Genomic DNA, 15,073 nt, shown 5'->3' on the forward strand with positions numbered 1-15,073 from the left:
AGGCGAGATTTTGATCTGCTTTCGCAGTGTCGTCAAGTACTTTTTGAAAATTTCTTTCAGACAGCGTCTTCAAGATCTTCAAGCACCCAACGAACTCTCCAGCCCGCCCCAAACCTTTCGGCTTGGCCACCAACCTCAACTCACCGCGCTACCGTTTCCGGTTTGCGCTGCGCTTTGTGATCAGCGAAGCCCACGACTGTAGCACAGCTTTTTTCGAGAGGGCAAGAGATTTGCAGAAATCTCTTTGAAGGCAGCACACGTACCGCCCTCACCACTCTCTATAGAGGCATCGCGCGCTCGCCGTCGCCTCACTACTGATAGAGAGTGGCCCAGGGGCAGCCCACCGTGAGCGATTGTCTCAGCCCTCCTCCTGGAAAGCCTCTTCCCGCTTGCTCTTGATGGACGGCAGCATCACCACCACGATCATCAACGCCGCCGCGATGAGCAGGCCGGCGGACAGTGGCCGCGTCAGGAAGGTGCTCCAGTCGCCCCGAGCCAACAGCAGTGCCCGTCGCAGGTTCTCTTCCATCATCGGGCCGAGGATGAAGCCGAGCAGCAGCGGCGCCGGTTCGCAACTGAGTTTGTAGAACGCATAACCCAGCAGCGCGAAGCCGGCCGTGAGGTAGACGTCGAAGCTGTTGTTGTTGAGCGAGTAGGTGCCAATGCAGCAGAACACCACGATGGCCGGGAACAAGAAGCGGTAGGGCACCGTGAGCAGCTTGATCCAGATGCCGATCAGCGGCAGGTTCAGCACGATCAACATCAGGTTGCCGATCCACATGGATGCGATCAGGCCCCAGAACAGCTCCGGGTTGCTCGTCATGACCTGCGGGCCCGGCTGAATGCCCTTGATCGTCATCGCGCCGACCATCAGCGCCATCACCGCATTGGGCGGGATGCCCAGTGTCAGCATCGGGATGAAGGACGTCTGTGCGCCCGCGTTGTTGGCGCTTTCAGGCCCGGCCACGCCCTGGATGGCGCCCTTGCCGAATGGCACACGCGGATTGCGCGCCACCTTCTTCTCGAGCGTGTAGGACGCAAAGGACGCCAGCAGCGCACCGCCGCCCGGCAGCACACCCAGGATGGAGCCTAGCGCCGTGCCGCGCAGCACGGACGGCCAGGCTTCCTTGAAGTCCTCGCGTGTTGGCCACAGGCCCTTCACTTCCTTGGTGAAGACCTCGCGCTGCTCTTCCGGCTGGCCCAGGTTGGCGATGATCTCGCCGAAACCGAAGACGCCCATCGCGATCACGACGAAGCCGATACCGTCCGTCAGCTCCGGAATGTCAAAGGAGAAGCGCGCGGTGCCGGTGATCACGTCCGTGTTGATCTGGCCCAGCAGCAGCCCAAGCACGATCATCGCGATCGCCTTGATCAGCGAGCCCGACGCCAGCACGACGGCGCCCACCAAACCCAACACCATCAGCGAGAAGTATTCGGCCGAGCCGAACTTGAAGGCCAGCTCAGTCAGCGGTGGCGCAAAGGCCGCGATGATGATGGTGCCCACACAGCCCGCGAAGAAGCTGCCAAGGCCTGCCGCGGCCAGTGCCGCACCCGCCCGCCCGCGCCGTGCCATCTGGTAGCCGTCGATGGCGGTGACCACCGAGCTGGACTCACCCGGCACGTTGATCAAGATGGCCGTCGTCGAGCCCCCGTATTGCGCGCCGTAATAGATGCCGGCCAGCATGATGAGTGCCGGTGTGGCATCCAGCGTATAGATGGACGGCAGCAGCATGGCGATCGTCGCCACGGGGCCGAGGCCAGGCAGGACGCCGATGAGCGTGCCCAGGATCGCGCCGAAAAAGGCATACGCCAGGTTCTGCAGCGACAGGGCCGTCTGGAAACCGAGGCCGAGGTTGTTCAACAGATCCATGATGCGCCTCAGCCGTTGATGAACACGGGCCAGACCGGAATGGTCAGCTTCAGCCCCAGGATGAACAGCGCCCAGCTGCCAGCCGTCAGCACCACGGAGCTGATCAGCACGTCACGCCAATGGAACTCCTTGCTGGCCAAGGCCGACAGCGTGATGAGCAGCGGCAGCGTCACGATCAAGCCCAGCCGCGGCAGCGCCAGCCCGAACACTGCGACCGCGGCCACGATGATCAGCAGGGGCCGCCATGCGATGTCGCCAATCGGATCACCACCTTCGGACTCCAGCGTGAGCGCCTTGAACAGCACCAGCGCACCCAGCAGGGCGAGCAGGATGCCAAGACCGAAAGGGAAGTAGCCGGGCCCGGGCCGCGCGGAGGTGCCGAAGGAGTACTCGGTGGCCCCCCAGGCGAACGCCACGCCCACCACGAGAAACAGCAGCCCGGACACAAAGTCCCGCTGGCTTTTGATCTTCATTGCTTGTCGCCTCCAGGGCGGGCCCCATGGCCCGCTCGATTGGCGGCGATTCTGGCAGTGGGCCCAAGTCCCCCCGCCTGTGGATTACACGTAAGCCCCAGCAAGCCTGTCGTCAGCTTGCGTTCAGCCTTCCCAGGCGGGCGTACTGCGCAGCACTTCCTCCACGGTCGTCGCCCCCTCGGCGATCTTCATCGCGCCAGCCAAGCGCAGGGGGCGCAGGCCTTCCTGCACCGCATGACGTCGCAACAGGGGAAGGTCGCCCAAGGATGACTTGACGTTCTCGCTCACGGTCAGCAGCTCATACAAGCCAGCCCGACCGCGGAAGCCGGTGTTGCGGCACTCCAGGCAACCCACCGGCTTGTAGGGCTTGACCCCGCCGCCGATGCGCCAGTGCTTCACCAGGTCGTTCAGGCTCTCGCGCGTCACCAGCGGGTCGGGCTGCTTGCAGTGCGGGCAGAGCGTGCGCACCAGGCGCTGGGCCAGCACGCCGATGACGGTCGCGCTGATCAAGTAGGAGGGCACGCCCAGGTCCATCAAGCGCGTGATGGCAGACACCGAGTCATTGGTGTGCAGGGTGCTGAACACCAGGTGACCCGTCAGCGCCGCCTGGATGGCCATCTCGGCCGTCTCCAGGTCGCGGATTTCGCCGACCATGATGATGTCCGGGTCCTGGCGCATCAGCGCGCGCAGTCCCTCGGCGAAACCGAAGTCCAGCACGTTCTGCACCTGGGTCTGGTTGAAGGCCGGCTCGATCATCTCGATCGGGTCTTCAATCGTGCAGACATTGACCTCATCCGTCGCCAGCCGCTTCAGCGTGGAATAAAGCGTCGTGGTCTTGCCGCTGCCGGTCGGGCCGGTCACGAGGATGATGCCGTGCGGCTGTTTGACCAGGGACTCCCAGCGGTCGGAGTCATGCTGGCCAAAGCCCAGCGAAGCCAGGTCCTTGACCGCGGTGTCGGGGTCGAAGATGCGCATCACCATCTTCTCGCCGAAGGCCGTGGGCAGCGTGGACAAGCGCATTTCCACTTCGTCGCCCGCAGGGTTGCGCGTCTTGATGCGGCCATCCAGCGGCCGGCGCTTCTCGACCACATCCATGCGGCCCAGCAGCTTGATGCGCGACGTCATGGCCGCCATCACCGTCGGCGGCAGCTGGTAGACCGTGTGCAACACACCGTCGATCCGGAAGCGGATGACGCCCATCTCGCGGCGCGGCTCCAGGTGAATGTCGGAGGCTCGCTGGTCGAAGGCGTATTGCCACAGCCAGTCGACCACCTGCACCACGCCCTGGTCGTTGGCGTCGAGCTGCTTGTTGTTGCGGCCGAGCTCCACCAACTGCTCGAAGCTCGCCACCTGGCTCTGCTCACCTGCCTTCGCCGCAGCGCGCACGGAGCGGGCGAGCGTGAAGAACTCGGTCGTGTAGCGCGCGATGTCCAGCGGGTTGGCCACCACCATCTTGATCGGCTTGCGCACATGCGATTCGATCTGCGCGACCCAGCTGGTGTCGAAGGGCTCCGAGGTCGCGATCGTCACGTCGTTCACGCCGAACTGCACCGGCAGGCAGCGCTTCGCCTCGGCATAGCCGATGGACATCACGTCACCCACGCGGCCCACATCGACCTTCAGCGGGTCGATGCGCAGATAAGGCAGTCGCGCGCGCACGGCCAGCCATTCACTGAGTGCATCCACGTCCAGCGGCTTGCCGGTGGACAGGCGAACGAGGCTCGCATGGCCCAGTCGCACCAGCGGATGCAGGGCACTGTCACCCGCCGCGAAGCGCTGCTCGGTGCGCTGCACCTGGCCTTCGTCGATCAGGCCGTCTTCCAGCAGCCAGTGCAGCAGGGCACGCCATTCCAGACGGCCATCGGTCTTGGCGGCAGGGGCCGCGGGCTTGGACTTGGAGGTGGACATCGCGCAGCTCGGGTCAGATGGCGGTGAGTATGCTCATCGGCAGTGGGCGCACCAGACGCAGCCACTTGCGGGCCGGTAACTTGACACGCGATTCGATGGTAGCCGCGCGCTGCTCCAGCACCTCGCGGTGCGGCACCTGCACACCGCGGCCGGCCACCACCACCGTGTTGCCTTCCTTGGTGGGCGCCAAGCTCCAGACCTGATCGGACCCGAAGGCCCGCGCAATGCGCAGCGCGCTGCGAGCAAAGCTGGCGCTGCGCCCGAACAGGTTCACCGTCATCAGGCCGCCGTCGGCCAGCACACCGCGGCAGGCGCGGTAAAAGTCTTCGTCGTCGAGCACCGGCGCCGCCGCGTCATGGTCGTAGAGGTCGACGTTGAGCACATCGACGGTCTGCAGGTGCGCGTCGTCCGTCACCCAGGCAGCCGCATCGGCATTGACCACGGTCAGGCGCGTATCGTTGGCAGGCAGGCGGAACCACTGGCGGCAGGCGGCGATCACCTCCGGGTTGATCTCCACCGCCGTCGTGCGCATCTTGAGCTGCCCGTGGCAAAAGCGTGTCAGCGCTGCCGCACCCAGGCCGAGCTGCACTGCATGGCCCTCGGCCAGCGCGTTCGGGTCCCGCCACAGCATCCAGGCGCACATGCGCTGGATGTACTCCAGCTCCAGCTGATCGGGCTTGCGGATGCGCATCGCGCCCTGCACCCAGATGGAATCCAGGTGCAGGAAGCGAACGCCGTCGAATTCGCTCAGCGTCGCCGGTCCCCAGGTCTGTTTCTTCGCGGTCATGCGTGCATCCTAGAGGCAGGCGGACAGGTAAGGCGCCAGTGCGGTGCGCCATGCCTCGATCTTGTCGGCCTGGCTGAGGCCGGCATGCGCCGGACTGGTCGAAGGCAGCTGCAGCACGGGCAGCCCGACCTCACCGAGCGCGGCCACCGTCTGGCGATACGCCAGCGCCCCATTGCAGGCGATGGCCCGCAAGGCCGGCAGCTGCGCCACGAGCGCCGCCACGTCGCTGGGCACGGCGGCCTGGATGGCGGTGTCGAGGCTGCCTTCGCGGTGACAGGCGGCCACGGCGTCCCACAGCGCGATGTGGTGATGCTTCAGCGTGGCCAGCCGGTCCGCATACGCCAGCGCCGGCAAGCCAGGCTCGCCGGTGAGCGCCGCCATCACCGGCCAGAAGGCATTGCGCGGATGCGCGTAGTACTGGGCCGCCTGCAGCGAGGCGGCGCCCGGGAAACTGCCCAGCACCAGCAGCCGAGCGCCGGCGTCGAACACCGGCGCCAGGCCCACGAGCTGCTGCTGCACCTCGGGCTCAGGGGGATTGGCAGCCGGGCGGGCAGGCTGAGAGGATGCGCGTGTCTTCACGGGAGGAACATCATGCTGAACACCGAAGCGATCTGGCAGTTTCTCAGCACCCAGGGGGTGGATTTCGGGCTCAAGGTGCTCGCCGCGATTGCGGCCTGGGTGGTGGGGCGCTGGCTGATCAGCCTGGCCCTGCGCGTGTTCTCTGCGGCGTTGGACCGGGGCCGGCGCATCGATTCCACGCTCGCCACCTATTTGCGCTCCATCCTGAGCGTGCTGCTCAACCTGGTGCTGATCCTGGCGATCCTCGACATCTTCGGCGTCAAGACCACCTCCTTCGCCGCGTTGCTGGCCGGCGCGGGCCTGGCCATCGGCACGGCATGGGGCGGCCTGCTGACGCATTTCGCGGCGGGCGTGTTCATGCAGGTGCTGCGGCCCTTCAAGGTGGGTGATTTCGTGCAGGCCGGCGGCGTGACCGGCACCGTGACCGAGATCGGGCTCTTCGGCACCTCCATCACCACACCGGACAACGTGCACACCCTGGTGGGCAACAACACCATCTTCAGCGGCTCCATCCAGAACTACTCCGCCCTGCCCCACCGCCGCGTGGACTGCACCGCCAAGGTCGCCAACAGTGTGGACCCGCACGAGGCCATCGAGAAGCTGCGCCCGGTCATCGCCGACATTCAAAACGTGCTCAAGACCCCGGCCCCCGACATCGAGATCCTGCAGTTCACGCCCGAAGGCCCGCTGCTCTGCGTGCGGCCCTACTGCCATACCGATCACTACTGGCAGGTCTACTTTGACGTGCACAAGGCCATCGTCACCACCTTCGGCGCCGCTGGCTACCCGGTGCCCGAAACGCCCATCGCCCCCCGCAACCGCTGAGACGATATGGCCGACCTCACCGCCCGCATCGCGGCGCTCTGGCGCTACCCAGTCAAGTCCTGCGCAGGGGAGGCTGTCGACGAACTGGTGCTCGACGACGGCGGTTGGCCGGTGGGTAACCGCGAGTGGGGCGTCGTCGACGCCGCTGGCGAACTGACCTGGATGGGCGCCCATCCGCGGCTCGCGCGAGTGCAAGCGGCCTTGAAGGCAGACCATCTGTGGCTCACCACACCCGACGCCCGATTGGCCGTGCCGCTGGACGGCGGCACCGCCATCACCGCCCGTGGCTGGAATGGACAGCGCCAAGACTTCGACCTGCTGCAAGCCTGGGATGCCGGCGATGCCGCAGCCGACCTGCTGCACGCGGCCACGGGCGCACCGCTGCGCCTGGTGCGACTGAGCCTGCCCGCACGCCGCCGCCCGATGCTGAACGCCCTGCACCTGCTCGGCGATGGCTCGCTGCAGGCCTGGCGCGAGGCCCTCACGCCGGCGCTGGACCGGCTCACCGAGCGCGCCCGGCCGAATCTGGTGCTGACCGCCGAGGACGGCGAGCCGCTCACACCCTTCATCGAGGACCTCATCACCGAAGCACAGGTCGGCGCGCTGACCCTGCGGCGCATCGGCGTGTGCGAGCGCTGCCTGATGACCACCGTCGACCCGACCACCGGCGAGCCCCAAGCCACGGCACTCGAGGCGCTGACGCGGCTGAGCCAGCAACGGGCGCCTGGCGCGCCGGTGCAGTTTGGCGTCTACGTCAGCGCGTCAGGCGCCGGGCCGTTGCGCCTCGGCGACCGCGTCAGCGTGGCACTGGCCTTCATCTGAGCGCCGCCAACCGCGGCAGCGCCGCGTGAGCATTGGCCGTCGTGGCAGCGGCGGTCTGTGCCAGCGACCAGCCGCGCAGCGCCGCCAGGCTCTCGGCAATGCGCGGCAGCTCGGCCGATTCATTGCGCCTCTGGCCCGGCTCGGCCGCCCGCTGCTCGGCCGTCTTGTAGAGCCACTGCGGCGGGATGTCGGGTGCATCCGTCTCCAGCACCAGGGCCGACTCGGGCACGGCCGCAGCGATGCGGCGGATCTGCAGGGACCGGTCGAAGGTCAGCGTGCCGCCAAAGCCGAGCCTGAATCCCAACGCGATGAACGCCTGGGCCTGCTGCTCGCTGCCGTTGAACGCATGCACGATGCCGCCCTGCGAGAAGCCCACGCGGCGCAGGCCGGCCAGCAGCTGATCGGCACTCTTGCGCACATGCAGCAGCACCGGCAACCCGGCGCGCTGGGCGAGCTTGAGCTGCTCGACATAGAAGCGCTGCTGGGTGTCGGCATCCAGGCCGGGTACGAAGAAATCCAGCCCGATCTCGCCCACCGCCACCAGGCGCGGGTCGTCGCGATGGGCTTGCAGGGCTTTGCCGAGTTGTGCCAGCGCGTCGGCCGGCGCACGCATCACATAGAGCGGATGGATGCCCAGCGCATAGCTGAAACCATGCGCCGCGGCCAGCCCGCGCACGGTATCGAAGTTGGCCGGCTCGACGGCCGGGATGACGATCTGCGACACGCCCGCCGCCAGCGCGCGGGCGACGACGGCTTCACGGTCGGCGTCGAACTCGGCCGCGTCGAGGTGGCAGTGGGTGTCGGTCCACATCAGCGTGGGCGCATCGCGTTGTGCTGGATGCGCAACACCTGCACGGTGCCCGCATGCGTCCGGTAGATGACCCGGTAGTTGGCGTGCAACACGAGTTCTCGCGTGCCGGGCATGCGCCCCGCATGGCCCAGACCAGGGAACTCATCCAAGCACTCGATCTTGTCCTTGAGCTCCCGCGCGAATGTCACAGCCCGACCCGGGTTGTCGGCAGCGATGTAGGCCAGCAGATCCTGCAGATTGCGCAGCGCGCCGCGCGTCCACCGAATCGCCATCAGGCGCCGTGGCGAGCGAAGACCTCAGCCACCTCGGCCTCGCTGGCGAACTCGCCGGTCTCCGCTTCCCGCAAGCCGGCCTTGATGTCCTCGACCTGCCAGGCCTCGAGTGCCAACAACTGCTCCAAGGCTTCAGACACCACCCGCGCCGGGCTGCGGGCGGTGTCCCGCGCCAGGGCGTCCACCTGCGAGAACACGGCCTCAGGCAGTTCGATGCTCAGGGTGCGGCTGCTCATGGGTGACTCCTCGAAAGCGCAGGCGCCGAGTTTAGGACTTCAGCGGAACACCACCGTGCGGTTGCCGTTCAGCAGCACGCGGTGCTCGGCATGCCACTGGATGGCGCGCGCCAGGGCCACGCATTCCATGTCGCGGCCGATGCCCACGAGTTGCTCCGGCGGCATGCTGTGGTCGATGCGGGCGACCTCCTGCTCGATGATCGGGCCTTCATCGAGGTCGCTGGTCACATAGTGGGCCGTGGCGCCGATGAGCTTCACGCCGCGCTCGTAGGCCTGGTGGTAGGGCTTGGCGCCCTTGAAGCTCGGCAGGAAGCTGTGGTGAATGTTGATCGCGCGGCCCGCCAGCTCGCGACACAGCTCGGGCGACAGGATCTGCATGTAGCGGGCCAGCACCACCAGGTCGATCTGGTTGTCGGCGATCACCTCGCGGATCTTGGCCTCCTGGGCCGCCTTCTGCGCCTCGGTGCCGCCCAGCAGCGGGAAGTGGTGGAAGGGAATGTTGTGCGAGGCCGCGAGTTGGTAGAAGTCGCGGTGGTTGGACACGATGGCCGGGATCTCGATCGGCAGATGCCCGGTCTGCACGCGGAACAGCAGGTCGTTCAGGCAGTGGCCCAGCTTGGACACCAGCAGCAGCACGCGCGTCTTGCGCTCACGCGAGACGAGTTCCCAATCCATGCGGAACTCGTTGGCCAAGGGCTCAAAGGCGGCCTGCAGCGCCGCCTCTTCGGCCGTGGCCTCGAACTCGATGCGCATGAAGAAACGCGCATGGTCCGCGTCGCCATGTTGATGCGAGGTCAGGATGTTGCCCCCCTGCTGCAGCAACACGCCGGTCACGGCATGCACGATGCCGGCGCGGTCGGGGCAGGAGAGTTTGAGGATGAAGCGGCGGGTCATACGGGTGAGGCGGAAGTCTGGAACTGCCCCGCCACCAGGCGCAGCTGCCGGTCGCAGCGGGCCGCCAGGTCGCGGTCATGGGTGACGAGCACGAAGGCCGTGCCCGATTCGCGCGCACATTCGAGCATCAGCGCGAACACGCCGTCCGCGGTGTCACGGTCGAGGTTGCCGGTGGGCTCGTCGGCCAGCACGCAGGCCGGCCGGGTCACCAGCGCGCGCGCGATCGCGACGCGCTGGCGCTCGCCGCCCGATAACTCGCCTGGGCGGTGATTCAGCCGCTCTTTCAGCCCGACGCGGGCCAGCATCTCGGCCGCGGTCGCCCGCGCCTGCACCGGTGTCTGGCGCCGGATGCGCAGCGGCATGGCGACGTTGTCGAGCGCGCTGAACTCGGGCAGCAGGTGGTGGAACTGGTAGACGAACCCCAGGTGCTGGTTGCGCCAGCGGCCGCGCTCGGCCTCGTCCATGTCCTCCAGCTTGCGGCCCATCAGTTGCACGGCACCCTGGCTCGGCGCATCCAGCCCGCCGAGCAGATGCAGCAGCGTGCTCTTGCCGGAGCCGGAGGCCCCGACGATGGCCAGGGTCTCGCCGCGGGCGACCCGCAGGTCCACGCCCTTGAGCACGGTCACGTCCAGGCCGCCCTCGTTGAAACGACGGGTCAGGCCGGTGGCGTTCAGGATCAGGTCATTCATAGCGCAGCGCCTCCGCCGGCTGCACGCGGCTGGCGCGCCAGCTCGGGTAGAGCGTGGCGAGGAAGGACAGCGCCAGCGACACCAGCGCGATCGGAATGATGTCGGCCTGCTGCGGGTCGCTCGGCATCTTGGTGATGACGTAGATGCTGCCCGGCAGGAAGCTGACGTTCAGCAGCCGCTCGATGGCCGGCACGATGACGTCGATATTGCAGGCTACCAGCAGGCCCAGGCCCACGCCGGAGAGCGTGCCGATGACGCCCGACACTGCCCCCTGCACGATGAAGATGCCCATGATGGAGCGCGGGCTCGCACCCAGGGTGCGCAGGATGGCGATGTCGCTCTGCTTGTCGGTCACGGTCATGACCAGCGTCGACACGAGGTTGAAGGCGGCGACCGCGACGATCAGGGTCAGGATGATGCTCATCAGACGCTTCTCGACCTGCACCGCATCAAACCAGGTGGCGTTGGAGCGGGTCCAGTCGCGCACCAGGATGTCCGGGCCCATCACGGGCGCCAGCTCGGCGGCGATGCGCCGGGCCTCGTGCACGTCGCGCAGCTTGAGCTGCACGCCCGTCGGGCCGCCGGTGCGGTACAGGCGCGCGGCGTCTTCGATGTTGACCAGGGCCAGGCCCGAGTCGTACTCGTAATGGCCGGCCGTGAAGGTGCCGACCACCGTGAAGCTCTTGAGCCGCGGGGCCACGCCGGCAGGCGTGACCTGGCCGCCCGGGGCCACCACGGTGATCTTGTCGCCTTCGCGCACGTCCAACTGACGCGCGAGTTCGGAGCCGAGCACGATGCCCCAGCTGCCCGGCTGCAGCCTGGCAAAGGCACCATCCTTCAGTGCCGCACCCAGGCCGGTGACCGTGGCCTCGTCCGCCGGCGAGATGCCGCGGATGACGGCGCCCTTGTAGGCGTCCCCGCGGGCGATCAGGCTCTGACTCGCGATGAAAGGCGCGGCGCCGACGACGGCCGGGTTCTGGCGGGCCTTGGTGGCCGTGGCCTGCCAGTCCGGCAGGGCCTGGCCGCTGTAGTCGAGCAGCTCGATGTGGGCGATGACCTCCAGCATGCGGTCGCGCACCTCGCGCTGGAAGCCGTTCATCACCGACAGCACGATGATCAGCGCGGCCACCCCGAGCGCGATGCCCAGGATGGACACCCCCGAGATGAAACTGATGAAGCGGTTGCGCCGCCCGCCGCGGCCGGCGCGCGTGTAGCGCCAGCCGACCTGGAGTTCAAACGGCAACGACATGGACGTGGCAAAAGGCGAGCAGCATGGGGCCGGCATGGTAACTGCCCGCCCCCGTCCACAATGGGGCTCCTGCCCTTCTGGAGTTGCGATGAAGACCTTGTCCGTCCTCGCCATGGCCGGTTGGCTGACAAGCCTGGCCCCGGCCGCCCTGGCGGCTCCTGACCTCGTCATCCTGGTGCGGCATGCCGAGAAGGCCGCCGAACCGGGCAACGACCCGGCGCTGTCGCCCGAGGGTGCCCAGCGGGCGCAGGCGCTGGCTGACGCGCTCAAGGGGCTGCGCGTCAGCACCATCATCACGACGCAGTACCGCCGCACCCGCGACACCGCTGCCCCGCTGGCCCAGGCGCTCGGCCTTCAGCCGCAAGTCATCGAGACCCGCAAGGGCGACATGCCCGGCCATGTACAGCAGGTGGCGGACACCGTGCGGGCGCAGTCCGGCACGGTGGTCGTTGTGGGCCACAGCAACACCGTGACACCCCTGCTGGCCGCGCTCGGCGGGCCGAAGCTGGCCGAGCTGTGCGAAACCAGCTTCCAGCACCTCTTCCTGTGGCAGCCACCGGGCGGCTGGGCGCGCTTGAGCTACGGCGCGCCGGGGCAGCCGCCCACACCAGGTTGCCTCTGAGGGTCGGGGGCTCGCCGGTCGTGCTCACAAGGCCGCATGTGACGACACACTCAGGGAGATGTCATGCGACACCTCACCTCGGCGCCGGGCTGGCCGCACCGGCGAAGTGCCACCGGGCCGACGGACTGATCAGGGCGCCCCGCCCCGCTTGAGCTCCCGCTGTGCCAAGGTGAACTCGCGGTAGGGCACGGCCTGCGTGGCGACGGTGCGTTCGAACCATGGCAGCGCGTCGGCTCGGCGCCCCTGCGCCACCAGTTGCTGGCCGATGAAGTAGTAGGCCTCGGCCAGACGCAACCGCTCGGTCTCGGGCTTCTCGCGCGCGAGCTTCAGCAGGCCATCGCGGTCCAGGCTGCCGCCCAGGTAGCGCAGCAGCGCACCGCCCCATTGGCTCGCATCTGCGGCATCCAGGTCGCCCGCGATGGCGGCCTTGCCTCGGCCGCCCTGGCGCTCGGCCGCCAGGTACAGCCACAGCAGCGTGAAGTGGCGCGCCTCGCCACTGGCATTCGCCGCACTGTCCCGCAGCACGACTTCAGCGCGCTCGAAGTTGCCCAGCAGGTAGTGCGTCAGGCCCAGCCAGCTGCCCCGAGTACTGCCCTGCTCCGCCTGCCGCTGAAAGACCGCCACCGCGTCCTCCAGCCGGCCCAGCCCCACCAGCGCCACGCCCCGCGCCTCCAGTGCCGCGCCAGCGTCATCGCCCTCGGGCAGCAACGCCAGGGCACGGTCCGCGTCTGCCAGGGCGTCCTCGAACTGCCCGAGCTGGTTGTTGGCCAGGGCCCGCTCCGCCAGCGCCCGCCCGGCCAGCCGGCCTTGGCCATCGGCGGCAGCGATCACACGGGTGTCCATCAGGCGCACGAACTCGTTGAGCTGCATCAGCTGCCACAGCGCGTCCGGCCGGGCGCCGCTGCGGAACTTCAGCAGGCGGCGGTCGATCTCGGCATAGCCCGGGTCGGCTGCCTTGAAGTCCAGCAGCGGCATGCGCATGCGGTAGCTGCCCAGCGTCGCACGGGCGCGGCCCACGCGATCGCGGTAGGCGTCCAGGTCACCCGGCAACACCTCGTCGGCACGCCGCTCCACCGACGTGATGAACTGGACCACGGCCCCGTCCACTTCCACGCGGCTGTTGAAGGCCAGATGCCGGTCGGCGATCTGCTGGGGCGGGGGTGCGGCCGTCTTCAAGGGCTGCGGCCCGGTCACCTTGACGCGCAGCTCCGCACTGCGCGGCGCCTGCAGGTGATACGGGTAGCGGCGGCGCGCTTCCTGCGGCAAGGGCAGGCTGTCGACCAGCTCGGCCGATGGGAACTCCAGGTCCAGCGAACCGCGCAGATAGCGGCCCGGTCCCGGGTGCTCGAAATGCAGCTTGAGCTCCCACTCGTTGGTCTCGCGGCTGTCGACAACCTCCGGGGCCGCCGTGCCGGTCAGCCCGGGCAGCTGGCGCACGTAGGCACCACCCAAGGCCTCCGCCAGGCGCTCCAGGCCGAGCGCCGCATGCTGGGCACGCCACCACTCGGCCGCCAGGCCCGTGGCCTTCAGGCGCGTGTCCAGCCGCACGGGGCGGTCCAGGCGACTGAAGTCCCAGTCCTGCTGGAAAGCCAGCGCGTCCCGCGCAAACTCCGGCACGACGACCGGCTGCGGCCCGGCGTCACCCAGGCCGACCGGCAAAGCCGCGCCATAAGCGTAGTAGCCGCGCCCACGCAGGGACAGCCCCTGGCCATTGAGCGTGGAGTCCAGATAGAAAGTGCGGCCGTCCAGCACCACACGGCTGATCACGTGGTCGAACTGGTCATGCGACGGCAGATAGTTCATGACGCCGCGGTTGCGCACGATGGACACCAGGGCCGGCCGCGCGTCCAGGCCCATGGCCTGCAGCAGGCTGTTGAGCAGCAGCGTCTTGTCCTTGCAGTCGCCGAGCCGCTCGGCCAGCGTGCGTGCCGCCGGCTTGGGCCGGTGCGAACTCTCCCCCAGCGACGCCGAGAAGTACCGGACCTCGTCCTGCACGAAGCGCAGTGCCAGGGCCACCTGCTGCTCGGGCGTGGCTGCCGCCGCCTTCAGCTCGGCCGCCTTGTTGGCCACGGCCGGCGCCAGGTTGTCGGTCGCGAACAGGCGCTGGGCCCATTGGTCCACCTCGGCCCAGCTCGCGTACTCGGTCACCTGCAAGGCCGGGTAGACCTTGAACCAGGGCGGCGTGGCCGCCTCATCAGGCACGGCGGCCAGGCGTTCGCGCAGCACCCGGATCACCCGCTTGCCGCCCTCCTCGAACTGCTCAGGCACCAGGTCGGAGGCGAGCGTTCGCACCTGCAGTGGGCGATCGACAGGCGACTCGACACGGATGTGCAGGCGGTCCACCGGTGCGTCGGACGCCAGCTGGAACAAGTCGGAGTAGCGACCCTCGAAGATCGGGTTCTCGCCCTCGACGGTGTAGGCCAGATCGACGATATCGCCCACCCGCACGTCGCTGATCACGACCAACGCCGTGCGCACGCCGTCGATCATCTGGCGCTCCAGCTGCTGCTCGCGGCGCATCATCTCGATGCGCGCATCGCGCAACCGGTCCTCGCGCCGGCCTTCACGCACCAGGCCGACCTGGTGGATGACCAGCTTCTGGTAGGCCGGATTGAAGCGGATCTGCGGCTCGCCGACCTCGCGCAGCACCGAGCTGTCGAGCGCGATGCGCTGCAGGTGGACGTAGGTCGCGGTGGCCGACTTCGGTCCGAGCTGGACCTGCACGTCAACCAAGGGATCACGCCGCGCACGACCCGCCGGCGCCGGGGTCGGCGCTCCCTGGGGCTCCGCAGCCGGGGCCGGCTTGACCCAGGCGGCCGGTACGCCGAAGCGATAGCCCGCGTCAGCAGGCACCGCGGGGTAGGCCGGCAAACCGGCCTTGGCCGCTGCAGGCCGTGCCGCCGGCTTGGCGGAGGGTTTGGGTGCCGGTGCCTGGGCCATCGCCAGACCGGCGGCCAGCATCAACGCTGGCCCGATTCGCCACCATGTCATGTCTTGTGACCTCCCGTGTGCTGGCCCGATTGTGCGGTGCCGACG

Annotated in this window: 15 protein-coding genes; 3 read left to right on the forward strand and 12 right to left on the reverse strand. The window is 68.2% G+C overall.

Translation table 11 applies throughout. The features are described 5' to 3' along the window. Nucleotides 1-358: 358 nt before the first annotated feature. The 5 genes from CDO81_RS24355 to CDO81_RS24375 form a co-directional block, all read right to left on the reverse strand. Nucleotides 359-1,870: a tripartite tricarboxylate transporter permease gene (locus tag CDO81_RS24355; protein WP_088485856.1), complete on the reverse strand. Its 1,512-nt coding sequence runs from the start codon at nucleotides 1,868-1,870 to the stop codon at nucleotides 359-361. 8 nt (nucleotides 1,871-1,878) lie between these two features. Next, on the reverse strand, nucleotides 1,879-2,343 hold the full coding sequence (locus CDO81_RS24360) for a tripartite tricarboxylate transporter TctB family protein (protein WP_088485857.1): 465 nt from the start codon (nucleotides 2,341-2,343) through the stop codon (nucleotides 1,879-1,881). A gap of 123 nt (nucleotides 2,344-2,466) precedes the next feature. After that, nucleotides 2,467-4,251: a type IV pilus assembly ATPase TfpB gene (gene tfpB / locus CDO81_RS24365; protein ID WP_088485858.1), complete on the reverse strand. Its 1,785-nt coding sequence runs from the start codon at nucleotides 4,249-4,251 to the stop codon at nucleotides 2,467-2,469. Nucleotides 4,252-4,264: 13 nt separating this feature from the next. Continuing rightward, nucleotides 4,265-5,038 carry a spermine/spermidine synthase domain-containing protein gene (locus CDO81_RS24370; protein WP_088485859.1) on the reverse strand — a complete coding sequence of 258 codons (774 nt, stop codon included), beginning with the start codon at nucleotides 5,036-5,038 and terminating at the stop codon, nucleotides 4,265-4,267. A 9-nt stretch (nucleotides 5,039-5,047) separates the two neighbouring features. Next, a complete protein-coding gene (locus CDO81_RS24375) occupies nucleotides 5,048-5,617 on the reverse strand; it encodes a DNA-deoxyinosine glycosylase (RefSeq protein ID WP_241517134.1) in 570 nt (189 codons plus the stop codon). 15 nt (nucleotides 5,618-5,632) lie between these two features. On the opposite strand from CDO81_RS24375, the gene CDO81_RS24380 reads away from it, so the two are divergent. Both CDO81_RS24380 and CDO81_RS24385 read left to right on the forward strand, forming a co-directional pair. Then, on the forward strand, nucleotides 5,633-6,442 hold the full coding sequence (locus CDO81_RS24380; RefSeq protein WP_088485950.1) for a mechanosensitive ion channel family protein: 810 nt from the start codon (nucleotides 5,633-5,635) through the stop codon (nucleotides 6,440-6,442). 6 nt (nucleotides 6,443-6,448) lie between these two features. After that, the gene (locus tag CDO81_RS24385) at nucleotides 6,449-7,264 is read left to right on the forward strand and encodes an MOSC domain-containing protein (RefSeq protein ID WP_088485861.1); all 816 of its coding nucleotides are present in this window, start codon (nucleotides 6,449-6,451) and stop codon (nucleotides 7,262-7,264) included. Here CDO81_RS24385 and CDO81_RS24390 read toward each other — a convergent pair. The 6 genes from CDO81_RS24390 to CDO81_RS24415 are packed head-to-tail and all read right to left on the reverse strand — an operon-like array spanning nucleotide 7,257 to nucleotide 11,415. Beyond that, on the reverse strand, nucleotides 7,257-8,075 hold the full coding sequence (locus CDO81_RS24390; protein ID WP_088485862.1) for a TatD family hydrolase: 819 nt from the start codon (nucleotides 8,073-8,075) through the stop codon (nucleotides 7,257-7,259). The genes CDO81_RS24385 and CDO81_RS24390 overlap by 8 nt on opposite strands. Next, a complete protein-coding gene (locus CDO81_RS24395; protein WP_088485863.1) occupies nucleotides 8,075-8,347 on the reverse strand; it encodes a type II toxin-antitoxin system RelE/ParE family toxin in 273 nt (90 codons plus the stop codon). Before CDO81_RS24395 ends, CDO81_RS24390 begins: the two co-directional genes overlap by 1 nt. Then, nucleotides 8,347-8,583, reverse strand: a complete 237-nt coding sequence (locus CDO81_RS24400) for a CopG family ribbon-helix-helix protein (RefSeq protein ID WP_088485864.1) — start codon at nucleotides 8,581-8,583, stop codon at nucleotides 8,347-8,349. Before CDO81_RS24400 ends, CDO81_RS24395 begins: the two co-directional genes overlap by 1 nt. 39 nt (nucleotides 8,584-8,622) lie before the next feature. Then, the gene (purU, locus tag CDO81_RS24405) at nucleotides 8,623-9,477 is read right to left on the reverse strand and encodes a formyltetrahydrofolate deformylase (RefSeq protein ID WP_088485865.1); all 855 of its coding nucleotides are present in this window, start codon (nucleotides 9,475-9,477) and stop codon (nucleotides 8,623-8,625) included. Then, nucleotides 9,474-10,166 carry a lipoprotein-releasing ABC transporter ATP-binding protein LolD gene (gene lolD / locus CDO81_RS24410; protein WP_088485866.1) on the reverse strand — a complete coding sequence of 231 codons (693 nt, stop codon included), beginning with the start codon at nucleotides 10,164-10,166 and terminating at the stop codon, nucleotides 9,474-9,476. Before lolD ends, purU begins: the two co-directional genes overlap by 4 nt. Beyond that, entirely contained in the window at nucleotides 10,159-11,415 is a 1,257-nt protein-coding gene (locus CDO81_RS24415; protein WP_088485867.1) for a lipoprotein-releasing ABC transporter permease subunit, read from the reverse strand. The genes lolD and CDO81_RS24415 overlap by 8 nt, the downstream gene beginning before the upstream one ends. An 88-nt stretch (nucleotides 11,416-11,503) precedes the next feature. Between CDO81_RS24415 and CDO81_RS24420 the strand changes: the two genes are divergently transcribed. Continuing rightward, nucleotides 11,504-12,037 (forward strand): histidine phosphatase family protein, encoded by a 534-nt coding sequence (locus tag CDO81_RS24420; RefSeq protein ID WP_158218415.1) that lies wholly within the window; start codon nucleotides 11,504-11,506, stop codon nucleotides 12,035-12,037. A gap of 129 nt (nucleotides 12,038-12,166) precedes the next feature. On the opposite strand, the gene CDO81_RS24425 is transcribed toward CDO81_RS24420, so the two are convergent. Continuing rightward, complete coding sequence (locus CDO81_RS24425; RefSeq protein ID WP_088485869.1) at nucleotides 12,167-15,028, reverse strand: DUF3857 domain-containing protein; 2,862 nt, start codon at nucleotides 15,026-15,028, stop codon at nucleotides 12,167-12,169. Nucleotides 15,029-15,073: the final 45 nt, after the last annotated feature.

It is taken from the genome of Roseateles puraquae, from assembly GCF_002205845.1.
Classification (GTDB): domain Bacteria; phylum Pseudomonadota; class Gammaproteobacteria; order Burkholderiales; family Burkholderiaceae_C; genus Pelomonas; species Pelomonas puraquae.

Coding starts and splice junctions, on each gene's coding strand:
- CDO81_RS24355 (WP_088485856.1), bottom strand. CDS start 1,870: ATGGATCTGTTGAACAACCTCGGCCTCGGTTTCCAGACGGCCCTGTCG.
- CDO81_RS24360 (WP_088485857.1), bottom strand. CDS start 2,343: ATGAAGATCAAAAGCCAGCGGGACTTTGTGTCCGGGCTGCTGTTTCTC.
- tfpB (WP_088485858.1), bottom strand. CDS start 4,251: ATGTCCACCTCCAAGTCCAAGCCCGCGGCCCCTGCCGCCAAGACCGAT.
- CDO81_RS24370 (WP_088485859.1), bottom strand. CDS start 5,038: ATGACCGCGAAGAAACAGACCTGGGGACCGGCGACGCTGAGCGAATTC.
- CDO81_RS24385 (WP_088485861.1), top strand. CDS start 6,449: ATGGCCGACCTCACCGCCCGCATCGCGGCGCTCTGGCGCTACCCAGTC.
- CDO81_RS24390 (WP_088485862.1), bottom strand. CDS start 8,075: ATGTGGACCGACACCCACTGCCACCTCGACGCGGCCGAGTTCGACGCC.
- CDO81_RS24395 (WP_088485863.1), bottom strand. CDS start 8,347: ATGGCGATTCGGTGGACGCGCGGCGCGCTGCGCAATCTGCAGGATCTG.
- CDO81_RS24400 (WP_088485864.1), bottom strand. CDS start 8,583: ATGAGCAGCCGCACCCTGAGCATCGAACTGCCTGAGGCCGTGTTCTCG.
- purU (WP_088485865.1), bottom strand. CDS start 9,477: ATGACCCGCCGCTTCATCCTCAAACTCTCCTGCCCCGACCGCGCCGGC.
- lolD (WP_088485866.1), bottom strand. CDS start 10,166: ATGAATGACCTGATCCTGAACGCCACCGGCCTGACCCGTCGTTTCAAC.
- CDO81_RS24415 (WP_088485867.1), bottom strand. CDS start 11,415: ATGTCGTTGCCGTTTGAACTCCAGGTCGGCTGGCGCTACACGCGCGCC.
- CDO81_RS24420 (WP_158218415.1), top strand. CDS start 11,504: ATGAAGACCTTGTCCGTCCTCGCCATGGCCGGTTGGCTGACAAGCCTG.
- CDO81_RS24425 (WP_088485869.1), bottom strand. CDS start 15,028: ATGACATGGTGGCGAATCGGGCCAGCGTTGATGCTGGCCGCCGGTCTG.